Raw genomic sequence first — 16,578 nt, 5'->3', positions numbered from 1 at the left:
CGGCGCGCGGCACGCGGACCCATCCTCTGTTGGAGGGGAGGCGTTCCAGGTGCATGACCGGCGCGTCGCAGGCGCAAAGCCGGTGCAAAAGGCCCCGAAAGCCCGTTTACACTGTGAACTTCGGGAGGGGCGCCTTCTATCGGCCCTGGCGTAGGATCGCCGGCGCTTCCCGCCAGGTGCCCGGCGCGATGTCGTCGATCGTCCAGTCGCCGATGCGCCAGCGGACCAGGCGCAGGGTCGGCAGGCCGACCGCCGCGGTCATGCGGCGGACCTGGCGATTGCGCCCTTCGCGGATGGTGAGGCGCAGCCAGCAATCGGGCACGCTCTTGCGGAACCGCACTGGCGGGTCGCGCGGCCAGAGCGCGGGATCGTCGATCCGCTCGACCTCCGCCGGCAGGGTCATGCCGTCCTTCAGCTGCACGCCGCGCCGCAGCGCCGCCAGCGGCGCATCGTCCGGGTCGCCCTCCACCTGGACCAGATAGGTTTTGGGCGTCTTGAAGCGCGGATCGGCAATGCGCGCCTGCAGCCGGCCATCATCGGTCAGCAGCAGCAGCCCCTCGCTGTCGAGGTCGAGCCGACCGGCGGGATAGACGCCGGGCTGGTCGACATAGTCGGCCAGGGTCGGACGCGGCGGGCCGGTGCGCTCGTCGCTGAACTGGCACAGCACGCCATAGGGCTTGTTGAGGAGGATCAGTCGTCCCATGCGTCGTCCTCCTCATCATCCTCAAACGCGATGCTGCCCTGATTGTGGAGCAGCACCAGCAGGGCGATCACGGCATCGTCGTCGGCCAGCGCTGGGTCGATCTCCAGCGCCTCGTCCGCGCACAATTGCTGCGCCAGCGCCGCGCAGGCGCCGGTGCAGTCATGCGACGCGCCATCGACGAACAGCCATATGGCGTCTTCCGCCCGGACGAAGGCGAAGCGGCTGGCCGGATTGCGGCGCAGGGGTGCGCCCTCCGCCACCAGCGCCTGCATCGCGGCCGGGTCGATCGCCGCTTCGGGCGACCAGTCGATCTCGGGATATTTGCGGGTGCTGCTATATTCGCCGAACCAGCGGGCGAAGCCGGCGGGATCGCCCAATTGCTCCAGCACCATCGCCTGCAACCGGGCCAGCGCGGCCGGCACGATCTCGCCGGGATTGGCCTGGCGCGCCAGAGCGGGGTCGGCATAGCGGTCATCCTCGCCCAGACCTTCGAGCAGCCGGTCGGTCCAGCCCTCGATCAGTTCGCTGCGCGCCGGCGCACGGAAACCGACCGAATAGGTCATGCAGTCGTCGCCCACCGCGACCCCGTCATGGGCGATGCCGGGCGGAACATAGAGGATGTCGCCGGGCTCCAGCACCCATTCGTCGGTCGCGTCGAAGGTGGCGAGCAGGCGCAGGTCGGCATGCGGGCGCAGCGGGCTGGTATCGTCGCACGCCTGGCCGATGCGCCAGCGGCGGCGGCCCGCGCCCTGGATCAGGAAGACGTCATATTGGTCGAAATGCGGGCCGACGCCGCCGCCGTCGCTGGCATAGCTGACCATGACATCGTCGATCCGCCAGTCGGGGATGAAGCGGAACGGGGCGATCAGTGTCGCGACATCGGGCACCTGATGATCGACCGCCTGCACCAGCAGGGTCCAGGGGCTGGCGCCGAGCGAGGCGAAGCGATCCTCGGCCAGCGGCCCCTGCTCCATTGTCCAGTCGCCGTCCACCTGCACCACCAGCCGCGACTCGACGCCTTCCTCGCAGGCCAGGCCTGCCAGTTCCTCGGGTGCCAGCGGATTGCTCCATTGCGCCCAGGGATTGCGGATCAGCAGCGGCTTTTGCTGCCAATAGTCGCGCAGGAACAGGTCTATATCGAAATCATGCAGATGCATCGGGGTCTCGCCGGGAAGGGGCGGCGCGCGGGGCGCGCCTGCCATCGGCGCGAACCCTTGCCCCTATGCCCTGCCAATGTCAAAGCGGATGGGACCGGATCGGCAGGAGGGGCGGGCATGGCCAGGCTGTTGGGCGCGATATTGGCGGGCGGACGCGCGACCCGCTTCGGCAGCGACAAGGCGGCGGCGCTGCTCGACGGTCGGCGGCTGATCGACCATGCGATCGACGCGCTCTCTCCCCATGTCGCGGCGATCGCGATCTGTGGCCGGATTGAAGACGGACAACTCTGTCTGCCCGACCGGCCGGGGCCGGACATGGGGCCGCTGGGCGGCCTCAACGCCGCGCTGCATCATGCCCAGGCCCATGGCTTTGCCGGGGTGCTGAGCACGGGATGCGACATGCCCTTCTATCCCGCCGACCTGCCCGCGTTGCTGATCGGCGAGCGGGCGGCGATCCTCGACGGGCAGCAACTGCTCGGCTGGTGGCCGGCCGCGCTGGCGCCCGAACTGGACGCGCATCTGGCGGAGGACAATAACCGGTCGATCAGGGGCTGGCTGGCGCGGATTGGTGCGCGCACCGTGACGCTGCCGGGGCTGGTCCTGCCCAATATCAACCGGCCCGATGATCTGGCCGCGATCCGGCGCGATCGAGGGTAGCGCTCCCATTTTTTGCGGCGGGGTGCGAAAAACACTTGTCCCCCTGCGCCATCCTGCCATTGTCCAGCGGGTCGGATGCGGGGAACGGGGATTCCCATGCACCGGACAGGGGCAAGGAGGGGTGCATGGATCTGGTCCATGTTGGCGCGGCGTTGGCGGTGCAGATAGTCGTCATTCTTGGCGCCTGTCGCCTGTCCGGCTGGCTGGTCGGCCGGTTCCTGCGCCAGCCACGGGTGATCGGCGACATGATCGCGGGCATCCTGCTCGGTCCCTCGCTGCTCGGCTGGCTGGCGCCGCAGGCCCAGGCGCTGCTCTTCCCGATCGAGACCCGGCCGCTGCTGCAATTTGTCGCGCAGGCCGGCATCGGCCTCTACATGTTCCTGGTCGGCCTCGGCTTTCGCCGCGCGCATTTCCATCTTCAGGCGGGCAGCGCCATTGCGGTATCGCTGTGCGGCATCATCGCGCCCTTCCTGGTCGCGGTGGCGCTGACCCCCTGGCTGTCGGGGATGGGGTTGTTCGGGCCGACGGTCACGCCGTTCGAGGCGACCCTGTTCGTCGGCGTCGCCATTTCCATTACCGCCTTTCCCGTGCTGGCGCGGATCATCCGCGAACGAGGGCTGGGCGGCACGCCGCTCGCCGCGCTGACACTGTCGGCCGGGGCGATCGACGATGCGATCGCCTGGTCGATCCTGGCGATCCTGCTCGCCTGCATCGGCGCCGACGGGATGATCGCGGTCCGGGCGCTGGGCGGCGGCGGGCTGTTCGCGATCGTCATGCTGTTCCTGGGCAGCCGGCTGCTGGCGCCGCTGGCGCGTTGGGCGGAGCGGGAAGGGCGGGTCACGCCGGCCATGCTGCTGATCGTGCTGCTGCTGTTCGGCGGTTGCGCCTGGGCGATGGACATGGCCGGGCTGCATGCGGTGTTCGGCGGCTTCCTGCTGGGGGTGGCGATGCCGCGCGGCATCCTGTCGCAGGGGCTGGCCCGCAGGCTGGAGCCGATGACCATCGGCCTGCTGGTGCCGATCTTCTTTACCGTTTCCGGCCTCAATACGCAGTTGACGATGGTGAGCAACCTGTCGCTGGCGCTGGTCGCGCTGGCGATCCTGGCGGCATCGATCCTGGCCAAGGGGGGCGCCTGCTGGGCGGCGGCGCGGCTGACCGGGCAGGACAATGTCACTGCGCTCGCCGTCGGCGCGCTGATGAATGCGCGCGGACTGATGGAATTGCTGGTCATCAATATCGGCCTGCAGCGCGGCATCATCGGGCCGGAACTGTTCGCGATGCTGGCGCTGATGACGATCGTGACGACGATGATGACGGTTCCGGCGATCGACCGGCTGGCGCGCCGGAAGGGGCTGGGTGGCCCGATTGCCGAAGGGCCGGACGATGACCCAGCCGCGCGCCCCGTCGCCACGCCCGGTGCTGCCTGACCGATGCGGCGCCACATCCTGTTTTCCCTTCCGCTGGAATGACCGACATGCATGCAGATTTTCCGACGTCCGACCGGGTGGTGAAGCGGGTTGTCGTCGCCGGCGGCGGTACTGCCGGCTGGGTGACGGCGACCGCGCTGGTCCGCCATCTGGGGCCGCTGATCGACATCACACTGGTCGAATCCGACGCGATCGGCACCATCGGCGTGGGCGAATCCACCGTGCCGACCTTCCGCGGTTTCCACCAGTTGATGAAGATCCGCGAAGACCGCTTCATGGCCGAGGCGCAGGCGACGGTGAAGCTGGGCATCGAGTTCAAGAATTGGGGGCAGGTCGGCGACCGCTATATCCATCCGTTCGGTACGATCGGGCTGCAATGGAGCTGGATGGCCGATTTCCACCATTTCTGGCTACATGCCAAGGCGCAGGGCTTTGGCGGTGAACTGGGTGACTATTGCCTGGAATGGGTCGCGGGCGAGGCCAATCGCATGTCGCTCAGCAGCTCGGTCGCGCCCAGCTATGCCTATCATATCGACGCGGCGCGCTATGCCCGCTTCCTGCGCAGCCTGGCCGAGCCGGCGGGGGTGAAGCGGGTCGAAGGCAAGATCCGTAATGTCGAACTGGCGCCAGAGAGCGGCCATATCGCGGCGCTGGTGCTGGAATCGGGCACGCGGATCGAGGGTGACCTGTTCATCGATTGCACCGGCTTTCGATCGCTGTTGCTGGGCGAGGCGCTGGGCGTCGGCTTCGAGGATTGGGGCCATTGGATCCGCACCGACCGCGCGGTCGCGGTCCAGTCCACCTCCGATGGTCCAGCCCAGCCCTATACCTCGGCGATTGCGCATGAGGCGGGCTGGCGCTGGCGCATTCCGCTGCAACATCGTGACGGCAACGGCTTCGTCTTCGCCAGCGATTTCATGTCCGACGATGAGGCGCATGCCCGCCTGCTGGCGGAGATTGAGGGGGAGCCGATCGTCGACCCGTGGCTGGTGCGGTTCAAGACCGGCACGCGGACCAGGGCCTGGCACAAGAACTGCGTTGGCCTGGGGCTGGCCGGCGGCTTCATCGAACCGCTCGAATCGACCAGCATCCACCTGATGATGGCGGCGGTGACGCGGCTGATCGAGGATTTCCCCTTCCACGGGTTCGACGACGCGCTGCTCGACCATTTCAACCGCAAGTCACGGCTGGAATTCGAGAATATCCGCGACTTCATCATCCTTCATTATCATGTGACCCAGCGCGACGATTCCCCCTTCTGGGATCATTGCCGGACGATGGAGATACCCGACAGCCTGAAGGAAAGGCTGGCGCTGTGGCAGGACAATGGTCGCGCCTATCAATTGGGGCATGAGCTGTTCCGCGTCGACAGCTGGTCGTCGGTGCTGCTGGGGCAAGGCATGCACCCGCGCGGCTATCATCATGTCGCGGCGATGATGCCCGAACCGCAGCTGCGCGAGGAACTGGCGCGCATGCGCAAGGACATTGCCGGGGTCGTGGCGGAGATGCCCAGCCACCGGGAATTTCTGCGGCAATATTGTCGGGCAGAATTGGCTTAGTCAAAAAATGCTCATTGGTAGAATATTTTTTGCAATGCACAATAAAACCTAAAAAACTATTATTTTCAGTTAAATATAAATCTGTAAATCAAACCCTTAGGGACTTTAACCGATCATAGCATCTTAATTGACAACGCTGGCCATTAGGCTAGCATGAACGTCCAATAAGGCTCGATGTGGGCGAGCTGTAAAAAAGGGAGGATTCTGAAATGGGTTTACCATATTCCAGATTCATGCGCTGCGCGTCTCTGATAGCGCTAACGTATAGCGTTACACCAACGATGGCGCAGGCGCAGGACGCCGCCGTACAGAATGCCGAAGCCGACATCATCGTCACCGGCGTGCGCGCCAGCCTTGATCGCGCGATCGACATCAAGCGCAATTCGAGCGGCGTCGTCGATGCCATTTCGGCCGAAGATATCGGCAAGTTCCCAGACACGAACCTGGCGGAATCGCTGCAACGTATCACCGGCGTGTCGATCGACCGCGTCAATGGCGAAGGATCGCAGGTCACGGTTCGCGGCTTTGGCGGTGGCTTCAACCTGGTGACGCTGAACGGGCGGGCACTCCCCTCGGCCAATGTCACCACCGTCGGCGGCGACTCCAATGCCGACTATTCGTCGGGCACCAGCCGCTCCTTCGACTTCGGCAACCTGGCGTCGGAAGGCGTCAGCACGCTGGAAGTCTACAAGACCGGTCGCGCCGCGATCCCGTCTGGCGGCATCGGTGCATCGATCAACGTCATCACCCGCAAGCCGCTCGACGCGCGCGAGGCGGGCTTCAGCGGCACGATCGGCGTCAAGGCGCTCTATGACACCAGCGTCGAGAAGAGCCTGAGCGATCCGGCCAAGATCACGCCCGAAGCATCGGGCCTGTTGAGCTGGCGCGACGAGAATGAAGTGTTCGGCGTGTCGATCTTCGGCAGCTATCAGAAGCGCAATTTCTCGAGTCGCGGCGCGACGGTCAATGGCTGGAACATCCGCCGCTACAGCCAGTTTGCCGATCCGGCCAATGGCTTTGTCAACGCCAATACCCAGATCAAAAACGCGCCGACCGACCCGAATACCCTGGTGTCGGTGCCCAATGACAGCAGCTATTTTTATTCGCAGGGTTCGCGTGAGCGCATCAACGGATCGGCGGTCGTGCAATTCCGTCCGACCGAGACGCTGACGTTCACCGCCGATGCCTTGTTTGCGCAGAATAAGCAGAGCGAACAGCGGGCGAGCCAGGGCAACTGGTTCAACCGTCCGTTCGCGCAGGTGGAGTTCGACGGCAATCCCGTCATTGCGACCACCACATTTCTGCAGGAAAATATTGCGGGCGTTAAGGACGCGGCCTTCGAACAGGCATATCGCGGGGTACGCAACCGGCTCCAGGATTATGGCCTGAACGCGAAGTGGGAGATTAACGACCGCGTCACCCTGTCGATCGACGGCCATACCGGCCTGGCGCAGAGCTCCCCGAACAATCCCAATGGCGTCAGTTCGACGCTGGTCGGCCTAGGCGCGCCCGTCGTTGCGTCGCAGTCGGCGGATTTCAGCGGTGTCATTCCCGTCCAGTCGATTGTCATCAATGATGCGGTGCCGGGCCGTGGCCCCAATGGGAACGGCCAGCTCGATCTTGGCGACCTCGGATCGCAGATGGGGCGCACGGTATCGTCTTCGCAACGCCAGCGGCTCAACGAAATCCGGGCCGATCTCGGCTGGGAACTGGATGATCTGGGTAGCCGGTTCGATGTCGGTGGCAATTATCGCACGTCCAAGATGCGGCAGGCCCGCACCCAGACGCAGCAGACACTGGGTGACTGGGGCATCGGTAATGTCGGTGACATTGAAAGCCAGGCGCCCGGCGTCCTGCAGACCTATTGCCTCGTCTGCAAATTCGACAATTTCGATGCCAAGGGCCAAGGGGCGACACTGGTCGCGTTCCAGGGCAATGCTGTCGACCTGTATAATGCGCTGTCGCCCTATTATACGGCGCGCGGGAACGCGGTGGGCATCACCAACCGGGAAGATAATCGCGTCAAAGAAGACATCTGGTCTGCTTATGGCCAGTTGACGTGGAAGGGCGAACTGGCCGGCCGCAATGCCACCCTGGTCGTAGGCGCACGCTATGAACGCACGAAGGTCAAGTCGACGTCTCTGATCGCCATACCCAACGGCATCACCTGGACGGCAGACAATGACTTCGTCGTGTCCGTCTCCGACCAGGTGGAACCCATCTCCGACAGCGGCAGTTACAACAACTTCCTGCCGGCAATGGATTTCCAGATCGAGCTGGCGAAGAATTTCATCGGTCGCTTCTCGTTCAGCAAGACCATCGCCCGGCCCGATTATGGCAATCTGTTCGTCGCCACGTCGGTCGGCACGCCGCCGCGTCCGATCGCGCTCGGCGGCGTCGCCAGCGGGTCGACTGGCAATGCCCGTCTGGCGCCGCTGATTTCCGACAATCTCGATCTGTCGTTCGAATGGTATTACAAGCCGTCGAGCTACATCTCGGCGGGCGTGTTCGAAAAGCGGGTGCAGAATTTCGTCGGCACCGGTCAGACGACCCGCAACCTGTTCGGGCTGCGCGACGTCAGTTCGGGTGCGGCGGGATCGCGTTCCGGCACCGCCTTGGCGGAATTGCAGCGGCTTCGCTACGATCCAACCGACGTCAACCTGTTCACCATGACGGCATTGTTGCAGGAGGCCGGCGGCAATATCCAGGCGGCGTCGCAACAATTCCAGGCGAATGTCGTCAATGGCGCGCTGGACCAGGATTTTGCAGATCAGGTTTTGCGCCGAGTGGATTTGGTCGCCGACGCCAATGACCCGCTCTATGATTTCGAGGTTACGCAGCCGATCAACAACCGGCAGGGCAAGATCTGGGGCTTCGAACTCGCGGCCCAGCATTTCTTCGGCAATACCGGTTTCGGTGTGTCGGCGGCCTATACGCTGGTCCGGGGTGACGTGGGCATCGATGTCGGCGCCGATCCGAGTGAGGACCAGTTCGCGCTGGTCGGCCTGTCGGATACCGCCAACGCCACGCTGATCTATGACAAGAACGGCCTGTCGGCCCGTCTCGCCTATAACTGGCGCGACAAGTTCCTGCAGTCGTCCAACCGTGGCGGCGGTGATCGCAATCCGGTGTTCGTGCGCCCGTTCGGCCAGCTCGATCTCAACATCAGCTGGGATGTGTCGGAACAGTTTGCCGTCTCGTTCGAGGCGATCAACCTGACCGAGAGCGACATCCGCACCTATGGCCGCGACAAGAGCAACCTGTGGTACGCGCAGGAGCTGGATCGTCGCTTCCTGTTGGGTGGGCGCTTCCGCTTCTAAGGGGGTGAGCCGGGGCCGTCCTGCCGGGCGGCCCCGACTTTCAGCATTGCGTCGGGCAGAATTGCATCTGGGCGGGTCTCGCAAAGGGCTTTTCCTGCGCCGCTGACGCCCTACTATGGCCGCCCGTTCATGCGGCACGCCGGATATTCCATGACCAGCACGATGATACTCGATCCCATCACCCATGCCGCGCTTCGGGTCGCACCGGGCAATGGCGCCGCTTTCGGGGATGCCGTCAACCAGACCCTGATCTTCCCGACCGAGATCGACGCAATCCAGCGGGAATATCCGATCCTGATCCAGCGCGATGGCCAGGGCGCCTGGCAGCTCACCGCGCTGCTGGGGTTCGATCGCGACGAAAATCTGTTTCTCGACGCCGGAGGCTGGACCGCACGCTATGTGCCCGCCGTCCATCGGCGCGGCCCTTTCCTGATCGGCATGCAGCAGCGCGACGGTGAGGATCATCCGGTGATCCATGTCGACCTGAACGATCCGCGCGTCGGCGCGGCAGGCGAAGCGCTGTTCCTGCCCCATGGCGGCAACGCGCCCTATCTGGATCATGTCGCCGATGCGCTGCGCACCATTCATGAAGGCCATGGCCTGAGCGCGCCGATGTTCGCCGCGTTCGAGCAGGCCGGGCTGCTGGCACCGGTCGCGCTGGAGATCGCGATCGATGACGGTCAGCGCTATGACATTGCCGGGCGCTTCACCATCGATGCCGATCGGCTGGAGGCGCTGGATGGTCCGACGCTGCAGGCGCTGCATCAGGCGGGCCTGTTGCAACTGGCCTATGCGATCCGCTCCTCGCTCGCCAATATCGAGGATCTGATCGTGCGCAAGCGGGCGCGGCAGGCGGCGTGACGCTGCGCCAGACCCGGCGGATTGCCGCCAGCGACCTGACGCCTGGCTGGCTCGACGATCTGATGGCGGCGCAGAGGCCGGTCGTGATCGGTGGGCTGGTCCATGGCTGGCCGCTGGTCGCTGCCGGGCGGTTATCGGCGCAGGCGGCGATGGAACGCCTGCTGGCCGATTATGGCGGCGCGCCGGTCACCGGCTATGTCGGGGCACGGGATGCCGGGGGCCGCTTCTTCTACAATGCGGAACTGACCGGCTTCAATTTCGATCGCGGGCAGGCGCCGCTGCCCCATTATCTCGATAGGATTCGGGCCGATGCGCGCGGCGAGGGGCCGGCCATCTATATCGGATCGACCGATGTCGACCGCTATTTCCCCGGTCTGCGCGCCGACCATGACCTGCCCGGCCTGTTCGGTGCGGCGGTGCCGACCGTCAGCCTGTGGATCGGCAACCGCACGGTCGCCGCGACCCATTATGACAGCTCGCACAATCTGGCCTGTTGCCTGGTCGGGCGGCGACGATTCACTTTGTTTCCGCCCGATCAGGTGGGCAATCTCTATCCCGGCCCGCTGTCGCCGACGCCCGGCGGCCAGGTGGTCAGCATGGTCGATCCGGCTGCGCCCGACCTGGCGCGCTATCCGCGCTTTGCGCAAGCGCTGGCAGCCGGCGAGGTGGCCGAACTGGAGCCGGGCGACGCGCTCTTCTACCCGGCGCTGTGGTGGCATCAGGTCGAGGCGCGTGACGGCTTCAACATCATGATGAACTATTGGTGGGACAGCGTTCCCGATTTCATCGACACGCCGATGGCGACGCTGCTGCACGGGCTGCTCAGCATCCGTGAGCGACCGACAGCCGAACGCGAGGCCTGGCGCGCGCTGTTCGACCATTATCTGTTCGGACCGACGGAGGAGGCGCGCGACCATCTGCCCGATCATGCGCAGGGACCATTGGCGCCGCTGACCCCGCTGGAGGCGAGACGCCTGCGGGCGATGGTGATGCAGCGCCTCAACCGCTGAGGCGGCGGTGCCATTCCATCGTTGCACGCGATTTATGATAACGCTATCAATAGCGCAAATCGTAAGGAGAGGATGATATGACGATCAAGCGCGGGGCGTGGCTGCACGCATGGCCGCTGACCTTGGGACTGGCGCTTGCCGCCTGCCAGCAGGCGCCGGAACAGAAGGCCGATCAGAACACTGAACAGGCGGCCGCCAATGCCGCGAGCGGCAAGCGCGATGCGTCCGAATATCTGTCCCAGCCGCTGGTCAGCGACATCTACACCGCCGATCCGTCCGCCCATGTGTGGAACGGCAAGATCTATGTCTATCCCAGCCATGACATTGACGGGCCGACGCCCGAGGATGACCTGGGCAGCCATTTCGAAATGCGCGACTATCATGTCCTGTCGATGGACAAGATCGGCGGGCCGGTGACGGTCGGGCCGGTGGCGCTGGACGTGAAGGATGTGCCCTGGGCCGACAAGCAGATGTGGGCGCCCGACGCGGCCTACAAGAATGGCACCTATTATCTCTACTTCCCGGCCAAGGACAAGGAAGGCGCCTTCCGCATCGGTGTGGCGACCTCGAAGGATCCGATGGGGCCGTTCAAGGCGCAGCCGCAGCCGATCAAGGGCAGCTATTCGATCGATCCGGCCGTCTTCACCGATGCCGACGGGCAGAGCTATATCTATTTCGGCGGCATCTGGGGCGGTCAGTTGCAGCGCAACATCGGCGGGAAATATGATGCCAGCGGGTCGAAGACCGACCTGAAACAGAATGACAAGCCGGCGATCGCGCCGCGCGTCGCCAGGCTGAACGGCGACATGCTGGAATTTGCCGAAACGCCGCGTGAGATCCAGATCCTGGACGACAAGGGCAAGCCGCTGCTGGGCGGCGACCATGACCGCCGCTTCTTCGAGGCGTCATGGATGCACAAGCATGATGGCAAATATTATTTCAGCTATTCGACCGGCGACACCCATTATCTGGTCTATGCCGTCGGCGATTCCCCCTATGGCCCCTTCACCTACAAGGGCCGCATCCTGGAGCCGGTCGAAGGCTGGACCACCCATCATTCGATCATCGAGTGGGGCGGCAAGTCCTGGCTCTTCTACGCCGACAGCCAGTTGTCGGGGCAGACCCGCCTGCGCAACGTCAAGGTGACGGAGCTGCGCTACAATGCCGATGGCAGCATCCAGACGATCAACCCGCTGTTGCCCAAGAAGCACGCCGCGCACTGATGACAAAGGGGAGCGCGGTGGACCCGCTGTGCTTCCCTTCCTCTTCCATTGGATGGGAGAGCGGCTTTCGAGTCAAAAGGCAGGAATGATATGCGGGGCATGATGCCCTGCTTCTGCCTGGATGTTTCGTGGACATTGCCCTCTTTGAGAGACAGTCGCGCATCCATGATGCGCTTTTCTGTTCTTCGCTAGGAAGAATTCTGGAGCGGGCGAAGGGATTCGAACCCTCGACCCCAACCTTGGCAAGGTTGTGCTCTACCCCTGAGCTACGCCCGCTCTTGGCGGCCGGGAGAGTGTGTCCCTCTCGGCGGGTGGCGGCGAACTAGCAGTGGTTTCCAAAGTCGGCAAGGGCTGATTTGCAGAAAAATGAAAAACTTTTCGGAAGGGGAGAAAATCCCCCGTTTTCCGGGGGTTTTGGCCATGTCGATAAAATCATGCGGTGCGCGGCCTGGTTTGATGCTGCGGATATGCGGGAAACGATTCGTCGAATCATGTCCCGCTTGACCTACCCCTGCGATCTGTCACTCTTCTCCGGTCCGGCATTTCTGCGTCATGCGGGGATCGATTGCCGTCGCCCTTCGTATGACATGCGGATCAGGAGGAGGGTCATCCATGACGTCCGATGGTTTTACGCGTCGCCACATTCTGCAGGGCAGCGCCGCGGCGACCGCTGTGGTGCCCGGCCTGACACAGGCTGCCCCCCCCGCCCGATCCGTATCGGCACAGGAGGGCAGTCGCATGATGGCACTCGATATGAAGGTGAACGGGCGCGACGTGCATCTGCAACTCGATCCGCGCACCACCTTGCTGGACGCGCTGCGCGAGCATCTGCACCTGACAGGCACCAAGAAGGGCTGTGACCATGGTCAGTGCGGCGCCTGCACCGTGATCGTCGAGGGGCGGCGCATCAACAGCTGCCTGACCCTGGCGGTGATGCACGAGGGCGAGACGGTGACGACGATCGAGGGGCTGGGCACGCCCGAGCGGCTGCACCCGATGCAGCGCGCCTTCATTGTCCATGACGGTTATCAGTGCGGCTATTGTACGCCTGGACAGATATGTTCGGCGGTCGCCGTGCTGGAGGAGATCGAGGCCGGCGTGCCGAGCCATGTGACGCAGGACCTGGATCATGTCGGCTGGTCCGACGCGGAGGCGCGCGAGCGGATGAGCGGCAATATCTGTCGCTGCGCCGCCTATCCCAACATCATCGCTGCGATGCGCGACGTCGCGGGGGAGGATAAGGCATGAAGGCCTTCACCTATGAGCGCGCGCGCAGCGTGGAAGCGGCGGTCAAGGCGGCTGCATCGGTCCAGAGCGCCCGCTTCATCGCCGGCGGGACCAATTTGCTGGATCTCATGAAGCTGCAGATCGAGACGCCGGCGCATCTGATCGACGTCAATCATCTGGGGCTGGATAAAATCGAGCCGACGCAGGAGGGCGGGCTACGGATCGGCGCGCTGGTGCGCAATACCGATCTTGCCGCTGACCAGCGCGTGCGACGCGACTATGCGGTGCTCAGCCGAGCGCTGGTGGCGGGCGCATCGGGCCAGTTGCGCAACAAGGCGACGACCGGCGGCAATCTGCTGCAGCGGACCCGCTGTCCCTATTTCTACGACACGCGCATGCCCTGCAACAAAAGGCGGCCGGGCAGCGGTTGTGGCGCTATGCAGGGGATGAGCCGAAGCCTGGCGATCGTCGGGGTCAGCGACGCCTGCATCGCCCAGAACCCCAGCGACATGGCGGTGGCGCTGCGCTTGCTGGATGCACAGGTGGAGACGATGGCACAGGGTGGCGCAAAGCGTACCATCCCGCTCGCTGATTTCCATCGCCTGCCCGGCGATACGCCCCAGGTCGACAATGCGCTGCAGCCCGGCGAGATGATCCTGTCGGTAACGCTGCCCAAACCGATCGGCGGCATCCATGTCTATCGCAAGGTGCGCGATCGTGCTTCCTATGCCTTCGCACTGGTGTCGGTGGCGGCGGTGTTCGGCCAGAACGGGCAGGCGCGCTTCGCCTTTGGCGGGGTCGCGCCCAAACCCTGGCGGACGGACGGCGCCGACGCGGCCGCATCGCAAGGGGCGAAGGCCGTTGCGGAAGCTGCTTTGGCAGGCGCCCGCACTACCCCGCATAATGACTTCAAGAAGGCGTTGCTGCGTCAGACGCTGGCGTCGCTCTATCGTCAGCAGGAGGCACAGGCATGAAGTTCGACACGCCAGCCGGCCCAAACCCGATCGACCGCGGCCGCGTGGTCGGTATCCCGCACGACCGGATCGACGGCGCCGCCAAGGTCACCGGCACGGCACCCTATGCCTATGAACGGCACGATGTCGCGCCGAACGCCGCCTATGGCTGGATCGTCGGCAGCGCGATCGCCAAGGGGCAGATACGGTCGATGGATCTGCGCACGGCCGAGGCGGCGCCGGGCGTGCTGGGCATCGTCACCCATGCCAATGCCGGCGCGCTGGGCAAAGGCCAGTTCAACACCGCCCATCTGCTTGGCGGCCCGGCGATCCAGCATTATGAGCAGGCGCTGGCGCTGGTGATTGCCGACACGCTGGAAAATGCGCGCGACGCGGCGAAGCTGGTGCGGATCGATTATGCACCCGAACAGGGCCGGTTCGACCTGAAGGCGGAACGGCTGCACGGCACCATGCCCCCCGCCAGCTTCGGGTCGCCGGCCGACACCAGGGTCGGCGATTTCGATGGTGCCTTTGCCCGGGCGGCGGTGAAGATCGACCAGAGCTACAGCACGCCCGACCATAGCCATGCGATGATGGAGCCACACGCCACCACGGCGGCCTGGAATGGCGACAAGCTGACCCTGTGGACCGCCAACCAGATGATCGCCTGGAGCGTGGGCGAGATGGCAAAGACGCTGGGCATCCCCAAGGAGAATATCCGGCTGGTTGCCCCCTATATTGGCGGAGGGTTCGGCGCGAAGCTGTTCCTGCGCGCGGATGCACTGCTGGCGGCGCTGGGCGCGAAGCAGATCGGGCGACCGGTCAAGGTCGCGATCGCCCGGCCCCAAATTCCCAACAACACCACCCATCGCCCGGCGACGATCCAGCGCATCCGGCTAGGGGCGGGCAAGGATGGTGTGATCGATGCGATCGCACATGAGGTCTGGTCGGGCGACCTGCCCGGTGGCGGTCCGGAAACGGCGGCACAGCAGACCCGCCTCCTCTATCGCGGCGCAAACCGGATCACCGCCCATCGGCTGGCGGTACTCGATCTGCCGGAAGGCAACGCCATGCGCGCGCCGGGCGAGGCGGTCGGCATGCTGGCGCTGGAAGTGGCGATGGATGAACTGGCCGAGGCCTGCGGGCTGGACCCGGTCGAATTGCGCATTCGCAACGATGTCCAGTTCGATCCCGAAGCGGGGCCACAGCGCCCCTTTTCCAGCCGCAAGCTGGTGGAATGCCTGCGCGCCGGGGCGCAGCAGTTCGGCTGGACCAAGCGTAATCCCAAGCCCGGGCAGGTGCGCGACGGGCGCTGGTTGGTGGGCATGGGCATGGCCGCCGCCTTCCGCAACAATATCACGACGGATTCGGGCGCACGTATCGGCATCGACGGGCAGGGACGGGTGACGGTCGAGACCGATATGACCGATATTGGTACCGGCACCTACACGATCATGGCACAGACGGCCGCAGAGGTGCTGGGCGTCGAGGTGGATGCGGTGACGGTGCGACTGGGAGACAGCCGCTTTCCGGCTTCGGCCGGGTCGGGCGGCCAATGGGGTGCCAACAGCTCGACCGCGGGCGTTTATGCCGCTGCCATGGCGATGCGGGCGAAGCTGGCGGACAAGGCCGGCTATCCGATCGATGATGCGCGGTTCGAGGATGGGCTGGTTAAGATGGGCAACCAGTCGCAACCTTTGGGCGCGCTGGCTGGACGCGACGGGCTGTGGGTCGAGGACAGGATCGAGTTTGGTGATCTTGCCAAGCGTTATGCCCAGGCGACCTTCGGTGCCCATTTCTGCGAGGTCGGGGTCGATATCGACACGGCCGAGGTGCGCATCCGCCGGATGGGCGGCGCCTTTGCCGCCGGTCGTATCCTCAATCCCAAATCGGCGCGCAACCAGGTGATCGGGGCGATGACGATGGGCGCGGGCGCGGCGCTGATGGAGGCGCTCGACGTGGACACCCGCTTCGGCTTCTTCGTCAATCATGACATGGCCGAGTATCTGGTGCCGGTGCATGCCGATATTCCCGAGCAGGATGTGCTGTTCATCGAGGAACTGGACGACAAAAGCTCGCCGATGAAGGCCAAGGGCGTCGGCGAGCTGGGTATATGCGGCGCTGGCGCCGCAGTGGCGAATGCGGTCTACAATGCGACCGGAATCCGGTTGCGCGACTATCCGCTGACGATCGACAAGCTGTTGCATGCGGGCATGCCGGTGGTCGCGGCTTGACAGTGAAGGGGCGCACTTCCTAGTCCCCGATGCAAAATCGGACCAAGGGGACGCGCTTCATGAAAATCCTGCCGTTGATACTATGCGCCTTGCCCGGCGTCGCCGCTGCCCAGACACCCGATGTGACGGCGGACCAGGCCGCGTCGATCATCGTGACCGGCACGGGCCTCGCCCTGCCGCCGGGGACGCCGGCCTATGGGTCTGTGGTGATCGACCGGGATCGGCTGGCGGATGCGGCGTCGGGTCG

Annotated in this window: 13 protein-coding genes and 1 tRNA gene; 11 read left to right on the top strand and 3 right to left on the bottom strand. The window is 64.8% G+C overall.

Annotation, left to right across the window (positions count from 1 at the left end):
* Positions 1-136 precede the first annotated feature (136 nt).
* A complete protein-coding gene (locus GGQ90_RS22485) occupies positions 137-703 on the bottom strand; it encodes a pseudouridine synthase (RefSeq protein ID WP_188084026.1) in 567 nt (188 codons plus the stop codon).
* Positions 691-1,905, bottom strand: coding sequence for a cupin domain-containing protein (locus GGQ90_RS22480; RefSeq protein ID WP_188084025.1), 1,215 nt, complete (start codon positions 1,903-1,905; stop codon positions 691-693). Before GGQ90_RS22480 ends, GGQ90_RS22485 begins: the two co-directional genes overlap by 13 nt.
* Positions 1,906-1,977: 72 nt before the next feature.
* Here GGQ90_RS22480 and mobA point away from each other — a divergent pair, with 72 nt between their 5' ends.
* The 7 genes from mobA (at position 1,978) to GGQ90_RS22445 (ending at position 11,917) form a co-directional block, all read left to right on the top strand.
* Positions 1,978-2,517, top strand: coding sequence for a molybdenum cofactor guanylyltransferase (mobA, locus tag GGQ90_RS22475; RefSeq protein WP_188084024.1), 540 nt, complete (start codon positions 1,978-1,980; stop codon positions 2,515-2,517).
* Between the two features lie 125 nt (positions 2,518-2,642).
* Positions 2,643-3,944, top strand: a complete 1,302-nt coding sequence (locus GGQ90_RS22470) for a cation:proton antiporter (RefSeq protein WP_188084023.1) — start codon at positions 2,643-2,645, stop codon at positions 3,942-3,944.
* Between the two features lie 47 nt (positions 3,945-3,991).
* A complete protein-coding gene (locus GGQ90_RS22465) occupies positions 3,992-5,503 on the top strand; it encodes a tryptophan halogenase family protein (RefSeq protein ID WP_188084022.1) in 1,512 nt (503 codons plus the stop codon).
* A gap of 281 nt (positions 5,504-5,784) precedes the next feature.
* Positions 5,785-8,823 carry a TonB-dependent receptor gene (locus GGQ90_RS22460; RefSeq protein WP_223178400.1) on the top strand — a complete coding sequence of 1,013 codons (3,039 nt, stop codon included), beginning with the start codon at positions 5,785-5,787 and terminating at the stop codon, positions 8,821-8,823.
* Positions 8,824-8,973: 150 nt separating this feature from the next.
* Positions 8,974-9,684, top strand: a complete 711-nt coding sequence (locus GGQ90_RS22455; RefSeq protein WP_188084021.1) for a SapC family protein — start codon at positions 8,974-8,976, stop codon at positions 9,682-9,684.
* Positions 9,681-10,694, top strand: coding sequence for a cupin-like domain-containing protein (locus tag GGQ90_RS22450; RefSeq protein ID WP_188084020.1), 1,014 nt, complete (start codon positions 9,681-9,683; stop codon positions 10,692-10,694). The genes GGQ90_RS22455 and GGQ90_RS22450 overlap by 4 nt, the downstream gene beginning before the upstream one ends.
* 77 nt (positions 10,695-10,771) lie before the next feature.
* Positions 10,772-11,917, top strand: coding sequence for a glycoside hydrolase family 43 protein (locus tag GGQ90_RS22445; RefSeq protein ID WP_188084019.1), 1,146 nt, complete (start codon positions 10,772-10,774; stop codon positions 11,915-11,917).
* 201 nt (positions 11,918-12,118) lie between these two features.
* Here the strand turns inward: GGQ90_RS22445 and GGQ90_RS22440 are convergent.
* A tRNA-Gly gene (locus GGQ90_RS22440) sits at positions 12,119-12,193 on the bottom strand.
* A 336-nt stretch (positions 12,194-12,529) separates the two neighbouring features.
* Between GGQ90_RS22440 and paoA the strand changes: the two genes are divergently transcribed.
* The 4 genes from paoA to GGQ90_RS22420 form a co-directional block, all read left to right on the top strand.
* Positions 12,530-13,165: an aldehyde dehydrogenase iron-sulfur subunit PaoA gene (paoA, locus tag GGQ90_RS22435; protein ID WP_188084018.1), complete on the top strand. Its 636-nt coding sequence runs from the start codon at positions 12,530-12,532 to the stop codon at positions 13,163-13,165.
* The gene (locus tag GGQ90_RS22430) at positions 13,162-14,118 is read left to right on the top strand and encodes an FAD binding domain-containing protein (protein WP_188084017.1); all 957 of its coding nucleotides are present in this window, start codon (positions 13,162-13,164) and stop codon (positions 14,116-14,118) included. The genes paoA and GGQ90_RS22430 overlap by 4 nt, the downstream gene beginning before the upstream one ends.
* Positions 14,115-16,331 carry an aldehyde oxidoreductase molybdenum-binding subunit PaoC gene (paoC, locus tag GGQ90_RS22425; RefSeq protein ID WP_188084016.1) on the top strand — a complete coding sequence of 739 codons (2,217 nt, stop codon included), beginning with the start codon at positions 14,115-14,117 and terminating at the stop codon, positions 16,329-16,331. Before GGQ90_RS22430 ends, paoC begins: the two co-directional genes overlap by 4 nt.
* A 59-nt stretch (positions 16,332-16,390) precedes the next feature.
* A partial coding sequence (locus GGQ90_RS22420) for a hypothetical protein (RefSeq protein WP_188084015.1) occupies positions 16,391-16,578 on the top strand: 188 nt, incomplete at its 3' end.

Source organism: Sphingobium scionense (genome assembly GCF_014197035.1).
Taxonomy (GTDB): Bacteria; Pseudomonadota; Alphaproteobacteria; order Sphingomonadales; family Sphingomonadaceae; genus Sphingobium; species Sphingobium scionense.
This window is presented reverse-complemented; position numbering and strand designations above follow the sequence as displayed.